The sequence below is a fragment of the Neisseria sp. HMSC065D04 genome (assembly GCF_001815675.1).
Taxonomy (GTDB): Bacteria; Pseudomonadota; Gammaproteobacteria; order Burkholderiales; family Neisseriaceae; genus Neisseria.
Genome location: NZ_KV821546.1, coordinates 1 through 11,978 on the forward strand (window position 1 = coordinate 1; position 11,978 = coordinate 11,978).

Sequence of the window (11,978 nt, forward strand, 5' to 3'; positions counted from 1 at the left end):
GATATTTGAGTCTTGAGGCATATCGATAGCAAAAAGGTCGTCTGAAACCGAAGTTGGTTAGCCGTTGTGCTTTTTCGGTGCTGCATTGCTGCCCTTGGTTGCAATGACGCTTGGTTTTACGGCTGATGATGCTTTTGTGGCGGTTAAGCTGTTTGGAGATTTTGGTGACGGTGCAGTGAAGGGACAGGTATTGGATAGGGTATCGTTCGTCTTGGGTCAGTTGCGTGTGGCTCATATGGAAAGTTGCACTTCAAATCCGAATCCGCCGTCGTCTGAAAACGGATAGGGAGCGCATCCCCAAACTGAAAGGCTTTGATTTAAAGTTAATCCACTATACTTAATCTTTAGCCCATAAACCCGCTTGGTGGTTTATGGGCTATAAACGATCAAACCTTACAGACAAGCCATTTCGTTTGCCATTTGCTGTTCTAAGGTTTCGCGTCGGCGGATAAGCCGGTATTCGTTGCCGTCCACCAAGACTTCCGCCGCCCGGTTGCGCGTGTTGTAATTGCTTGCCATGCTGGCGCCGTATGCGCCTGCGCTGCGGATAACCAGCAAATCGCCTTCTTCGCAGGCAAGAGTGCGGTCTTTGCCGAGGAAGTCGCCGGTTTCGCAAATCGGGCCGACGATGTCGGCGGTCAGCGGCAGGATGTTTTTTGGTTCTACCGCTTCGATACGGTGATACGCGTCATACAGGGCGGGGCGCATGAGGTCGTTCATGGCGGCGTCGACCATGACGAAGTTTTTCTCTTCGCCGTGTTTGACGAACTCGACGCGCGCCAGCAAAGATCCTGCGTTGCCGACCAAGCTGCGGCCCGGTTCGAGGATGAGTTTCAGACGACGTGTGCCGATCAGTTTTTGAACCGCTTGGGCATACGCGCCCAAATCGGGGATGGTTTCGTCTTGATAAACGATGCCGACGCCGCCGCCTAAGTCTAAGTGTTCCAAAACGATGCCTTCATCCGCCAATCGGTCGACCAAAATCAAAATGCGCTCGCAGGCTTCGATGAGCGGGCTGAGGTCGGTCAGTTGCGAACCGATGTGGCAGTCGATGCCGATGATTTTTAGGTGGCTTTGGCGGGCGGCATGGCGGTAGGCTTCGAGCGCGTCGGCGTAGGCAATGCCGAATTTGTTGGCTTTCAGACCGGTGGAGATGTAGGGATGGGTTTTGGCATCGACATCGGGGTTGACGCGCAGGGAGACGGATGCGGTTTTGCCCAAGCGTTCGGCAACCTTTTGAATGCGGTCGATTTCGGGAATGCTTTCCATATTGAAGCATTTCACGCCGGCATGAAGCGCGAACTCGATTTCCGCCTCGCTTTTGCCCACGCCTGAAAAGATGGTTTTCGCCGCGTCGCCGCCCGCCGCCAAAACGCGTGCCAATTCGCCGCCAGAGACGATGTCGAAACCGCTGCCCAGCGAGGCGAAGTGTTTGATGATGCTCAGATTGCCGTTGGCCTTAACGGCGTAGCAGACGAGCGGGGAAAGCGCGGCAAACGCGGTTTGGTAGTTTTCAAATGCTTCGGTCAGCGCGGATTGGCTGTACACATAAAGCGGCGTGCCGAATTCTTCGGCAAGGCGGGAATAGGGGACTTGTTCGCAATGCAGGGTCATGTTGGTGAGGCTTAATCGTTGGTTTGATTGGTAGGTTCTTTGGAAGAATGGATTTTCAGGCCGGTTTGGACCACGCCGAAACGCGCCTTGTCGCCTTCTTTGGGCAGGTAGAGGTCGCCTTTGTAACCGCAGGCTGAAAGCAGGAGGGCGGTTGCCGCCGCAAAAAATACGCCGTATTTCATCGGTAAACTTCCTTCATAAGCGCGAATGTGGCAAGATTCGGTATCTTAAACAAAAAACACACAAAAAGCCATGATGACCGAAAGCGAATTCATCCGCATGAGCGAAGAATTGTTCGAACACATCGAAGACCAAATCGACGAAAACGGCTGGGATTTCGACTGCCAGTTTGCCGGAAACGTCCTGACCATCGAAGCGGCGGACGGCACGCAAATCATCGTCAACCGCCACACGCCCAATCAGGAATTGTGGATTGCCGCAAAAAGCGGCGGCTACCATTTCGCCGAGCAAAACGGCAAATGGCTGGCAACGCGCGACGGACGGGATTTCTACGATGTTTTGAACGAAGCCCTGAGCGCGGCTTCGGGCGAAGCGGTTGAGATTGCCGAATTGTAATTTGAGTATTCCCACAAAGAGAGCGTTCCCCAATGGCACAATTACCCCTGTATCGGACTGCCGAAATCGAAAATTTTACTGTCGGCACGCCCGAGGTTTTAGAATCATTTTTCGAACATATCCCTTATGGCGTCGTCTTTGAAGACGACGGCGACACGGGCTACTTCTATGCCGCTTCGCAAGATGGGATTTTGGATGCCTTGCATATCTACAATGTCGAAGATGTATCCGACAAACATATCCCCAATCATGTCTTGATCTTATGGGATGATGCCTGCACCATAGCCGCATTGTGCATCAACGGCTACATCCATGCCGTCTATGATTTTGTCGAGCAGGCAGGATATTGCCGCAACGGCTTCCCTGAAGCAGACGGCGAATGGGTGAAAGTCGAAAACCGCGTTTTGGACGATGAATTGCTGGACAAAATCCTATCCCGAAAACCTACATAACCCGCAAAAAAGGATAACCCAATGCCCCTGTTAGACAGTTTCAAAGTCGACCACACCCGTATGCACGCCCCCGCCGTGCGTGTGGCGAAAACCATGACCACGCCCAAAGGCGACACCATTACCGTATTCGACCTGCGCTTTTGCGTGCCCAACAAAGAAATCCTCTCCGAAAAAGGCATCCACACGTTGGAGCATTTGTTCGCAGGCTTTATGCGCGACCACTTGAACGGCAACGGCGTCGAAATCATCGACATTTCCCCGATGGGCTGCCGCACCGGTTTCTACATGAGCCTCATCGGCACGCCCGACGAGCAGAAGGTCGCCGACGCATGGCTCGCTTCGATGCAGGATGTGGTCAATGTCAAAGACCAAAGCAAAATCCCCGAGTTGAACGAATACCAATGCGGCACCTATCTGATGCACTCGCTTGCCGAAGCGCAGGAAATCGCGCAAAACGTCCTGACGCGCAAAGTGGCGGTGAATAAAAACGAAGAGCTGACGCTGGATGAAAGTTTGTTGAACGCTTAAACGTTATGCTTGGAAAAAGGTCGTCTGAAAACGGGAAACTGGATTTCAGACGACCTTTTTGTGTGAATAGAAAGGATGACAAAGCGTCTATCGAAGCGGCAAACCGCAGACCGTTACCGCCCTGCTTTGGTTCCGCCCGGGCCGTACACGGCACCCCACGCGGCATCGAGCTGCTGCCCTGCCTGTTTCAATGTTTCCGCCTGTTGGCTTTTCACATTCATCGCCGCCTGAAGCTCGCCCTGCAAGCGGACGATGTCGGCTTGGGCTTTTTGCAGGCGGTATTGCGCATCTTCAAGGTCGCTTTGCAGCGAGATGATTTTGCTGTCGTTGCCGGTTTGCTGTTTCAGGGCGGTGCGGTAGGCGGAACGCGCGTTCATCAGATTGTCTTCCGCGCTGTCTGCCGCTGCGTTCAGCGAAACGCCCATTAATATCAAGGCGATGAGTTTGTTGTTCATAAACATCCTTTGATGCTGTCCCCCGATGTGTCAGAGGTCGTCTGAAAACGGAAAAACTGTTTTCAGACGACCTTTTTGCTGCGGTAGGCGGTTGGTTAATATTGATAGGCGGCGAGTTTGCGCTTGATTTCGGGCAGGGCGGCGCGGGCGGCTTCTTCACCCAGCTGGATGGCGCGTCGTTTTTGGTCGAAACCGCCGATAGAACCCATCTCCAACACTTGCGGTTTGATCACGACGTTTGCCTGACCCAATTCATGTTGGAGCAGCGGAATGCTCATGACGTTGAACGTTTGGTCGAGGTAAGAGAAAAAGCCTTGGTTGACGTTTTTCACCGGACGGGCGGAAATATCGACGGCGATAATGAAATTGGCGCCTTGTTTTTTAGCCGCGCTGACGGGAACGGGTTGCGACAGACCGCCGTCAACGTATCGGCGGCCGCCAATCGTGGTGGGCTGGAACACGTTGGGGATGGAAGCGGACGCGCGGACTGCCTGTCCGACGTTGCCTCGGTTGAAGGCGACGGCTTTGCCGCTTTCAAAATCGGTGGCGACGGCGGCGAATTTAATCGGCAATTGCTGGATGGGGCGGTTGCCGACTTTTTGGTTGATGTAGTTTTGCAGTTTTTCGCCTTTGATGAAGCCGCTGCTGGACAGGGTCAGGTCAACCAAGTCGGTTTTGCCCAAAATTTCGGCTTCGAGTTCGAGGCGGTCGGGCGACATGCCTGAAGCGTACAGGCTGCCGACGATGGAGCCTGCGGATGTACCGGTCACGACTTTGACGGGAATATTGTTTTCTTTCAATACCTTGATGATGCCGATATGGGCGAAGCCTTTGGATGCGCCGCCGCCGAGCGCGAGCGCGACCACGGCTTTGGGTTTGGCGGTATTCGCGGTACGGGTATGCGGCTTGGCATCCGATTTGTCGGAGGTATGGCTCGGACAGGCAGCGAGCATGAGTACGACAGACGCTGTCAGCGTAGTGCGCAGTGTTTGAATCAGCAATGGTTTCATTTTCAGACGACCTTTATAGATGGATTTTTGGTTTGGAACATATTGTCAGCCGAATGGCGCGAAACCGGTCGCGGTATGCGCTCCGTCGTGTTTTTATCGGCGCGGCTGCAGTATAGTGGATTAAATTTAAATCAGGACAAGGCGGGGCAACGCCGTACTGGTTTAAAGTTAGGCGAGGTAACGCCGTCCTGGTTTAAAGTTAATCCACTATAGAAAGTGGCAGAAAACCTGTTGCCCGCTTGGTCATGAAAACAGGCGGAATCAGGGGAGCAGGCAATCTGCCATCCGCCTTGTCAGGCGGCACAAGCGGGAAGTTTAGCGCATCGTTATGCCGAAATCAAAAAAGGTCGTCTGAAACCTGATTTTCGGTTTCAGACGACCTGTTGCTTGTCCGCTTTGTCGATCGGTTTTTAATGCTCCCACTCGACGTGTTCGTTGAGGAAACCGCCGCTCTGGTGCGCCCAGAGTTTGGCGTAGAGGCCTTGTTTTTCGAGGAGTTCGGCGTGGCTGCCTTCTTCGATGATGCGGCCTTTGTCCAAGACGATGAGCCTGTCCATCGCGGCGATGGTGGAGAGGCGGTGGGCAATGGCGATGACGGTTTTGCCGTCCATCATTTTATCGAGGCTTTCTTGGATGGCGGCTTCGACTTCGGAGTCGAGCGCGCTGGTGGCTTCGTCGAGCAGCAGAATCGGCGCGTCTTTGAGCATGACGCGGGCGATGGCGATGCGCTGGCGTTGGCCGCCGGAGAGTTTCACGCCGCGTTCGCCGACGTGCGCGTCATAGCCGCGCCGCCCTTTGGCGTCGGAAAGGTTGGGGATGAAGTCGGCGGCTTCGGCGCGTTCGGCGGCGGAAATCATTTCGGCGTCGGTGGCGTCGGGGCGGCCGTAAACGATGTTGTCGCGCACGGAACGGTGCAGCAGCGAGGTGTCTTGCGTGACCAAACCGATTTGGGCGCGCAGGCTTTCTTGGGTCACGCTGTCCACGTTTTGCCCGTCAATCGAAATGGTGCCGCTTTGCGGTTCGTAGAAGCGCAAAAGCAGGTTGACGATGGTGGATTTGCCCGCGCCGCTGCGTCCGATCAAGCCGACTTTTTCGCCCGGGCGGATGGTGAGGTTGAAGCCGTTGAGCAGCGGCTTGCCGGCTTCGTAGGAGAAATCGACGTGTTCGAACTTGATTTCGCCTTGCGACACTTTCAGCGGCAGGGCGTTCGGCTTGTCGAGGATGGTTTGCGGTTTGGACAGGGTTGCCATGCCGTCGTTGACGGTGCCGATGTTTTCAAACAATCGGGCGGATTCCCACATGATGTATTGCGACAGGCCGTTGACGCGCAACGCCATAGCGGTGGCGGTGGCGACCGCGCCGACGCCGACCTGTCCGTGATACCAAAGCCAGATGCCCAGCGCGGTCGTGCCGGCGGTCAGCGAGCTGTTGACGATGAAGCTGCATGTGTGCAGGAGCGTCGCCAAACGCATTTGGGCGTGTACCGTAACCATAAATTCTTCCATCGACTGCTTGGCGTAGGCCGCCTCGCGCGCGCCGTGGGAGAAGAGTTTGACGGTGGTGATGTTGGAATAGGCGTCGGTAATGCGGCCGGTCATCAGCGAGCGCGCATCCGCCTGACGCGAAGCGGTTTTGCCGAGCTTGGGAATCAGGAAGCGCATCACTAAGGCGAAGCCAATCATCCAGCTGATAAAGGGCAGCAGCAGCCAGCCGTCGAGCGCGACCAGAATCACGCCGGAGGTGATGAAATACACCAGCACATAAACGACCATGTCGGCAACCGTCATCACCACGTCGCGCAACGCCAGCGCGGTCTGCATGACTTTGGCGGACACGCGGCCGGCAAATTCGTCCTGATAGAAGCCGAGGCTCTGCCCCAGCATCAGGCGGTGGAAATTCCAGCGCAGGCGCATGGGGAACACGCCTTGCAGGGTTTGCAGGCGCACGTTGGATGCGAGGAAGGTCCAGAGGGCGAAAAACACCATCATCGCCGCCATCGCCGTCAACGCCCAGCCTTTTTCGGCAAACAGGGTGGCGGGCGTGTATTTGCCGAGCCAGTCCACGACTTTGCCCATAAATTGAAACAACAGGGCTTCCATGATGCCGATACCGGCGGTAAACACCGCCAAAACGGCAATCCATTTGCGCAGGCCTTCGATGTTGCTCCAGATAAAACGCCACAGCCCTTTTTCAGGCGTTTTCGGGGCGGCTTCGGGGTAAGGGTCGATTCGGGATTCGAACCATGAGAATATTTTTTGAATCATTGTATTGGGTTTAATTGAGAGAGAATGGATTTCAGACGACCTCTACGGTGGGGACAGGTCGTCTGAAAACAAGTATCGGGAGTTAAAGGCATTATTTTACGGGAAAAAACGGCGGGAAGACACCGTAAAGAAGTCGGGACGGGCAAAGTGCCGTGATTGATGAGGGTTCGTCTGAAATAGCGTGCCGATAAGGAATACGGCTTTTATAGTGGATTAACTTTAAACCAGTACGCGGCGTTGCCTCGCCTTAGCTCAAAGAGAACGATTCTCTAAGGTGCTGAACGTACTATCTGTACTGTCTGCGGCTTCGTCGCCTTGTCCTGATTTAGAGTTAATCCACTATATATCCGTCCTTATATGTCAAATCGCCGCTGAAATCCGTATCAAACCCATCGGCGTATCGGCTTATATCCATTCCAATTTTATTTTGAACGGACTGAAGCCAAAAAACAAAACCGAAAAAAATGTGCTTGTTCTCAGGCGTCACGCCGAATATGCCGTCACTTTGATGCGAAATTTGCAGGTCACTCAATATAGACAAGAAGCTGTCCAGATTTTGTCTGATATCTTCTATCTCGCTTTTTTGAAGTTCCTCAATCAACAGGACTTCATTATCCAGACCAATAATGGTGGGCAGCTTGGTCAGTTTTTCATAAATCGCTTTCACAGACATTTTTCAATACCGGTAAATCCGACGCGCGGGATACGGGCGCGGGTAAGGCGGGTAGGGATAGCCGTAGCGGTGTACCGGCTCGCTGTCCTGATAGATGACGGTCGTCCCCGGCGGGGCGTTGACGGTAACGGTTTTGTTGATGGTGGTTTGGGAATGGACGGGCAGGTCGAGGACGGCGGTGCGGCCGTAAGGGGTTTCGGTGTAGAAACAGCCGCCAAGTGCGGTCAGCGTGAAGGCGTAGAGCAGGGGCTTCTTCATGGGATTCCTTCATTCAAAACGAAACGGTAAGGGGTCGTCTGAAACGTGGTTTCGATCAGTTTGAAACCGTTTTAGGGTTTTCAGACGACCCTTTTTATCGCCAACATCCTTAACTTTAAATACGGCAACCGGTAAGTTGCGTATCGAAAATAAAGTCATTTGACTATCCGGCCGACGGGATGGGGCGGCGGTTTTTCAGACGACCTTCCCGCTTACCTTAACACGGTCTTCGTCCAGCGGCCGACCCATTGTTTCTGTTTGGTGTCGATGTCGTTGCGGCTGGGCGAGTCGGTGTGTTTCGGGGCTTGGGCGAACTCGAAGACTTTGGGCAGCGGCGTGTTTTTCACGGCGGGATAGACCCACATTTCGGTCGGCAGGGCTTTTTGCACTTCGCCGCTTTGCAGCCACTGTACGAGTTTCGCCGCCAGCTCGGGCTGTTTCGCGCCTTTCAAGACTGCCGCGCCTTCAACTTGGCGGAACACGCCGCCTTTGAGGAAGAGGTTGCCGGTCGGCGGCACGCTGTATTTGCCTTTGGAGTAGTGGACTTCGGCGGCGGGGCTGGCGGCGTAGCTGACGACGAGCGGGTAGGCGCCGCCGTTTTGGGTGAAGTCGGTGTAATAGGCTTCACTCCAGCCTTTGGCGACTTTCACGCCATTTTGACGCATCTGCGCCCACCATTTGAACGCGCCCTCTTCGCCCATGCCGCCGATGTTCGCCATCAGGAAGGCAAGTCCGGGCGAGGACGTGGCGGGCGACGGCGTAACCAGCAGGTTTTTATATTCGGGGCGGGTCAAGTCCTGCAAGGTTTTGGGCAGCGGCAGTTTTTTCTGTTCAAACCATTTTTTGTCGTAGTTGAGGGTAACGTAGCCGTAATTCACTGCCGCGATGACGGGCATCCCCGCTGAAACGGGCGTGGATTTGGGCTGCGCCGCCGCCAGTATGCCTGCTTCGCGGGCTTTGCCGATGTTGGCGTTGTCCAAACCGTACACCGCGTCGGCAATCGGGTTGGCCTTGCTGAGAATCAGCTTGTTGAGCATTTCGTTGCCGCTGCCCGCCTTGATGACGGAGACTTTGGCGTCGTTGGCTTTTTCAAACTGCGCGATGACGGATTGGGGCAGGCTGAAGGATTTGTGCACGGCAAGGCGCACTTCGGTCTGGGCGGATAAGTTTGCCGAAGCCAGCAAGAGGGCGAGGGCGGATAATTTCAGTTTCATTCTCTAACCTTTGTACGGGTAAAATACGAAACATCATAACAAAATCCGCACCAACACACGACATGAACCTTTCCCCCGTCTGGCTCTTTGACCTCGACAACACGCTGCACAACGCCGATGCAGGCATCTTCTACATCATCAACCGCGCCATGACCGACTACATGGCGCAACGCCTCAAACTCTCCGAAGAAGCGGCGTCCGACCTGCGTCAGGACTATTGGCACCGGTACGGCGCAACGCTTGCCGGCCTGCAAATCCACCATCCCAAAATCGACATCCGCGAATTTCTGCGCGAAAGCCATCCCATCGCGCAAATCTTGGCAAAATTGGAGGGCATGGAGGGAACCGAAAGCGTTTTAGGTCGTCTGAAAGGACGCAAAGCCGTTTTTTCCAACGGCCCTTCGTTTTACGTCCGCGCCATCATCGGGGCATTGGGTTTGGAAAACCGTTTTGACGCATTCTTCGGCACGGACGACTTCGGGCTGCGCTACAAGCCCGACCCGCAAGCCTACCTGACCGTCTGCCGCCTGCTTGACGCTGCGCCCGGACAGTGCATCATGATCGACGACAGCGCGGACAACCTGCACCAAGCCAAAGAGCTGGGCATGAAAACCGTATGGTTCGGCAGCAAAGCCCATCCCCTGCCCTTTACCGACGCCGTTGCAAAAGATATGCAGGCGCTCGCCGAATGTGCCGAAAAATTGTCGGCACTCGTCTGAAACCTTTACAATATCGGGTTTGAACAACGGCACCAATCCGCCCGACCACAAGGACAACCATCATGCGATACACCGCCCTCATCCTCGCCGCCGCAGCCGCCCTGACCGGCTGTACTTGGGAAACCTACCAAAACGAATCCGGCCACACCTCCCTGCGCCCCAAATACGAAAAAGGCACGCGCATCTATTACGAAGACGGCACCTACTCCCGCGATATGCGTTACAACCAATACCGCCCCGAACGCCGCACCCTCAAACCGCTGCACGGCGACCAAGAAAACGTACGCGGCACAACATGGAACAAACCCCAAGGCGCCGGACAAGCCGCGCCCGAAACGCAAACCGAAGAATAACCCGCCCGCAGAGGTCGTCTGAAACCGTTTTTTCCGTTTCAGACGACCTCAAACATAACCGCCATCCCGTTCGTCCCCTATCTGCCGTCTTTCAAAAAGGAGAAAACCATGCGTTCCCTCGCCCTGATTTTCGTTACCGCCGCCATCCTGAGCGGCTGCACCACAGACCGCTACGACTTCGACAGCCGTCCCGCCGACACATCCGCGCGCACGCCCCTGAAACCGACCACACTCGACCGCTTGGAACACGGCAGCCATGCCGACTCGTACCGCTGGAACCCCAAACCCAATAAACCATAACCCCCACGTCCGCACACCAAACCCAAATAAAAAGGTCGTCTGAACCCCAAAACCCCGTTCAGACGACCCCCAAATACCCCCTTCATCAACATTGCATTCGAGAAAGCCCATCATGTCCGCCACACCCCTCAACATCGTCATCCTCGCCGCCGGCAAAGGCACGCGCATGTATTCCAAAATGCCCAAAGTGCTGCACCGCATCGGCGGCAAGCCCATGGTCGAGCGCGTTATCGATACCGCCGCCGCGCTCCATCCGCAAAACATCTGCGTCGTCATCGGACACGGCAAAGACCAAGTTTTGGACACCGTCAAACGCGACGTCGTTTGGGTCGAGCAAACCGAACAGCTTGGCACCGGCCACGCCGTCAAAACCACCCTGCCGCACCTTGCCGCCGAAGGCCGCACGCTGGTGCTGTACGGCGACGTCCCCCTGATTGACACCGCCACCCTCGAAACCCTGCTCGAAGCCGCAGGCAGCGAAGTCGGCCTGTTAACCGACGTTCCCGCCGACCCGACAGGCTTGGGCCGCATCATCCGCGACAGCCAAGGCAGCGTAACCGCCATCGTTGAAGAAAAAGATGCCGACGCCACCCAAAAAGCCGTCCGCGAAATCAACACAGGCATCCTCGTCCTGCCCAACGCCAAACTGGAAAACTGGCTGGACAGCCTCTCCAGCAACAACGCCCAAGGCGAATACTACCTGACCGACCTCATCGCCAAAGCCGTTGCCGACGGCATCAAAGTCCATCCCGTCCAAGTGCGCGCCTCCCACCTCGCCGCCGGCGTAAACAACAAACTCCAGCTCGCCGAACTCGAACGCATCTTCCAAACCGAACAGGCGCAAGCCTTGCTCAAAGCAGGCGTCACCCTGCGCGACCCCGCCCGCTTCGACTTAAGGGGTCGTCTGAAACACGGACAAGACGTCGTGATTGACGTCAACGTCGTCCTCGAAGGCGACATCGAAATCGGCGACAACGTCGAAATCGGCGCAAACTGCGTCATCAAAAACGCCAAAATCGGCGCAAACAGCAAAATCGCCCCCTTCTCCCATCTCGAAGACTGCGAAGTCGGACAAAACAACCAAATCGGCCCCTACGCCCGCCTGCGTCCGCAAGCCCGCCTTTCAGACGACGTACACGTCGGCAACTTCGTCGAAATCAAAAACGCCGCCATCGGCAAAGGCACCAAAGCCAACCACCTCACCTATATCGGCGACGCCGAAGTCGGCAGCAAAACCAACTTCGGCGCAGGCACGATCATCGCCAACTACGACGGCGTGAACAAATACAAAACCGTCATCGGCGACGAAGTCCGCATCGGCTCCAACTGCGTCTTAGTCGCCCCCGTCAAACTCGGCAACAAAGTTACAACCGGCGCAGGCAGCACGATTACCAAAAACGTCGAAGACAACAAACTCGCCCTCGCCCGCGCCCGCCAAACCGTGATCGAAGGCTGGGTGCGTCCTGAAAAAGGGGATAAGAAATAAAGCAGTAAACCGCCCAGCGCAACTCGTTGCAGCAACAGCAATCTGTCCCTTCCCCCGTCCGGCGGGGGAAGGTTAG

15 protein-coding genes and 1 pseudogene are annotated in these 11,978 nt (G+C 55.5%); 7 read left to right on the top strand and 9 right to left on the bottom strand.

The annotated features are described in order from the left end of the window. From HMPREF3050_RS11200 to HMPREF3050_RS11210, 3 genes and pseudogenes are all read right to left on the bottom strand, one after another. Positions 1–235, bottom strand: a pseudogene (locus HMPREF3050_RS11200) (hypothetical protein); the annotation flags it as partial. Between the two features lie 158 nt (positions 236–393). After that, on the bottom strand, positions 394–1,614 hold the full coding sequence (gene lysA, locus HMPREF3050_RS11205) for a diaminopimelate decarboxylase (protein ID WP_070774842.1): 1,221 nt from the start codon (positions 1,612–1,614) through the stop codon (positions 394–396). An 11-nt stretch (positions 1,615–1,625) separates the two neighbouring features. Then, positions 1,626–1,796, bottom strand: a complete 171-nt coding sequence (locus HMPREF3050_RS11210) for an LPS translocon maturation chaperone LptM (RefSeq protein ID WP_003755649.1) — start codon at positions 1,794–1,796, stop codon at positions 1,626–1,628. Positions 1,797–1,866: 70 nt separating this feature from the next. Between HMPREF3050_RS11210 and cyaY the strand changes: the two genes are divergently transcribed. The 3 genes from cyaY to luxS are packed head-to-tail and all read left to right on the top strand — an operon-like array spanning position 1,867 to position 3,170. Beyond that, the gene (cyaY, locus tag HMPREF3050_RS11215) at positions 1,867–2,190 is read left to right on the top strand and encodes an iron donor protein CyaY (protein WP_003755648.1); all 324 of its coding nucleotides are present in this window, start codon (positions 1,867–1,869) and stop codon (positions 2,188–2,190) included. 32 nt (positions 2,191–2,222) lie between these two features. Next, positions 2,223–2,642, top strand: a complete 420-nt coding sequence (locus HMPREF3050_RS11220) for a DUF2251 domain-containing protein (protein ID WP_049225738.1) — start codon at positions 2,223–2,225, stop codon at positions 2,640–2,642. Positions 2,643–2,663: 21 nt separating this feature from the next. Continuing rightward, positions 2,664–3,170, top strand: coding sequence for an S-ribosylhomocysteine lyase (luxS, locus tag HMPREF3050_RS11225; protein ID WP_049225739.1), 507 nt, complete (start codon positions 2,664–2,666; stop codon positions 3,168–3,170). A 113-nt stretch (positions 3,171–3,283) separates the two neighbouring features. On the opposite strand, the gene HMPREF3050_RS11230 is transcribed toward luxS, so the two are convergent. The 6 genes from HMPREF3050_RS11230 to HMPREF3050_RS11255 all read right to left on the bottom strand — a co-directional run bounded on the left by HMPREF3050_RS11230 (position 3,284) and on the right by HMPREF3050_RS11255 (position 9,044). Beyond that, positions 3,284–3,625: a hypothetical protein gene (locus HMPREF3050_RS11230; RefSeq protein WP_049224668.1), complete on the bottom strand. Its 342-nt coding sequence runs from the start codon at positions 3,623–3,625 to the stop codon at positions 3,284–3,286. A gap of 95 nt (positions 3,626–3,720) precedes the next feature. Then, complete coding sequence (locus HMPREF3050_RS11235; RefSeq protein WP_070774843.1) at positions 3,721–4,635, bottom strand: patatin-like phospholipase family protein; 915 nt, start codon at positions 4,633–4,635, stop codon at positions 3,721–3,723. Between the two features lie 410 nt (positions 4,636–5,045). Then, positions 5,046–6,899 carry an ABC transporter ATP-binding protein gene (locus HMPREF3050_RS11240; RefSeq protein ID WP_070774844.1) on the bottom strand — a complete coding sequence of 618 codons (1,854 nt, stop codon included), beginning with the start codon at positions 6,897–6,899 and terminating at the stop codon, positions 5,046–5,048. A gap of 331 nt (positions 6,900–7,230) precedes the next feature. Then, on the bottom strand, positions 7,231–7,572 hold the full coding sequence (locus HMPREF3050_RS11245; RefSeq protein WP_070774845.1) for a hypothetical protein: 342 nt from the start codon (positions 7,570–7,572) through the stop codon (positions 7,231–7,233). 3 nt (positions 7,573–7,575) lie between these two features. Continuing rightward, the gene (locus tag HMPREF3050_RS11250; protein WP_003766208.1) at positions 7,576–7,830 is read right to left on the bottom strand and encodes a hypothetical protein; all 255 of its coding nucleotides are present in this window, start codon (positions 7,828–7,830) and stop codon (positions 7,576–7,578) included. A 212-nt stretch (positions 7,831–8,042) separates the two neighbouring features. Further along, on the bottom strand, positions 8,043–9,044 hold the full coding sequence (locus tag HMPREF3050_RS11255) for a thiamine ABC transporter substrate-binding protein (RefSeq protein ID WP_070774846.1): 1,002 nt from the start codon (positions 9,042–9,044) through the stop codon (positions 8,043–8,045). 62 nt (positions 9,045–9,106) lie between these two features. Between HMPREF3050_RS11255 and HMPREF3050_RS11260 the strand changes: the two genes are divergently transcribed. The 4 genes from HMPREF3050_RS11260 to glmU all read left to right on the top strand — a co-directional run bounded on the left by HMPREF3050_RS11260 (position 9,107) and on the right by glmU (position 11,902). Then, positions 9,107–9,763, top strand: a complete 657-nt coding sequence (locus HMPREF3050_RS11260; protein WP_070774847.1) for a pyrimidine 5'-nucleotidase — start codon at positions 9,107–9,109, stop codon at positions 9,761–9,763. 62 nt (positions 9,764–9,825) lie between these two features. After that, complete coding sequence (locus HMPREF3050_RS11265; protein WP_003743185.1) at positions 9,826–10,116, top strand: hypothetical protein; 291 nt, start codon at positions 9,826–9,828, stop codon at positions 10,114–10,116. Positions 10,117–10,224: 108 nt separating this feature from the next. Beyond that, entirely contained in the window at positions 10,225–10,416 is a 192-nt protein-coding gene (locus HMPREF3050_RS11270; protein WP_003766199.1) for a hypothetical protein, read from the top strand. A 112-nt stretch (positions 10,417–10,528) separates the two neighbouring features. Beyond that, positions 10,529–11,902 (top strand): bifunctional UDP-N-acetylglucosamine diphosphorylase/glucosamine-1-phosphate N-acetyltransferase GlmU, encoded by a 1,374-nt coding sequence (glmU, locus tag HMPREF3050_RS11275; RefSeq protein WP_070774848.1) that lies wholly within the window; start codon positions 10,529–10,531, stop codon positions 11,900–11,902. Positions 11,903–11,978 lie beyond the last annotated feature (76 nt).

Excerpts from the sequence above, each read along its gene's own strand:
- cyaY (WP_003755648.1), top strand. The coding sequence starts at position 1,867 with ATGATGACCGAAAGCGAATTCATCCGCATGAGCGAAGAATTGTTCGAA.
- lysA (WP_070774842.1), bottom strand. The coding sequence starts at position 1,614 with ATGACCCTGCATTGCGAACAAGTCCCCTATTCCCGCCTTGCCGAAGAA.
- HMPREF3050_RS11210 (WP_003755649.1), bottom strand. The coding sequence starts at position 1,796 with ATGAAATACGGCGTATTTTTTGCGGCGGCAACCGCCCTCCTGCTTTCA.
- glmU (WP_070774848.1), top strand. The coding sequence starts at position 10,529 with ATGTCCGCCACACCCCTCAACATCGTCATCCTCGCCGCCGGCAAAGGC.
- HMPREF3050_RS11240 (WP_070774844.1), bottom strand. The coding sequence starts at position 6,899 with ATGATTCAAAAAATATTCTCATGGTTCGAATCCCGAATCGACCCTTAC.
- HMPREF3050_RS11235 (WP_070774843.1), bottom strand. The coding sequence starts at position 4,635 with ATGAAACCATTGCTGATTCAAACACTGCGCACTACGCTGACAGCGTCT.
- HMPREF3050_RS11220 (WP_049225738.1), top strand. The coding sequence starts at position 2,223 with ATGGCACAATTACCCCTGTATCGGACTGCCGAAATCGAAAATTTTACT.
- HMPREF3050_RS11270 (WP_003766199.1), top strand. The coding sequence starts at position 10,225 with ATGCGTTCCCTCGCCCTGATTTTCGTTACCGCCGCCATCCTGAGCGGC.
- HMPREF3050_RS11255 (WP_070774846.1), bottom strand. The coding sequence starts at position 9,044 with ATGAAACTGAAATTATCCGCCCTCGCCCTCTTGCTGGCTTCGGCAAAC.
- HMPREF3050_RS11250 (WP_003766208.1), bottom strand. The coding sequence starts at position 7,830 with ATGAAGAAGCCCCTGCTCTACGCCTTCACGCTGACCGCACTTGGCGGC.
- HMPREF3050_RS11260 (WP_070774847.1), top strand. The coding sequence starts at position 9,107 with ATGAACCTTTCCCCCGTCTGGCTCTTTGACCTCGACAACACGCTGCAC.
- luxS (WP_049225739.1), top strand. The coding sequence starts at position 2,664 with ATGCCCCTGTTAGACAGTTTCAAAGTCGACCACACCCGTATGCACGCC.
- HMPREF3050_RS11245 (WP_070774845.1), bottom strand. The coding sequence starts at position 7,572 with ATGTCTGTGAAAGCGATTTATGAAAAACTGACCAAGCTGCCCACCATT.
- HMPREF3050_RS11230 (WP_049224668.1), bottom strand. The coding sequence starts at position 3,625 with ATGAACAACAAACTCATCGCCTTGATATTAATGGGCGTTTCGCTGAAC.
- HMPREF3050_RS11265 (WP_003743185.1), top strand. The coding sequence starts at position 9,826 with ATGCGATACACCGCCCTCATCCTCGCCGCCGCAGCCGCCCTGACCGGC.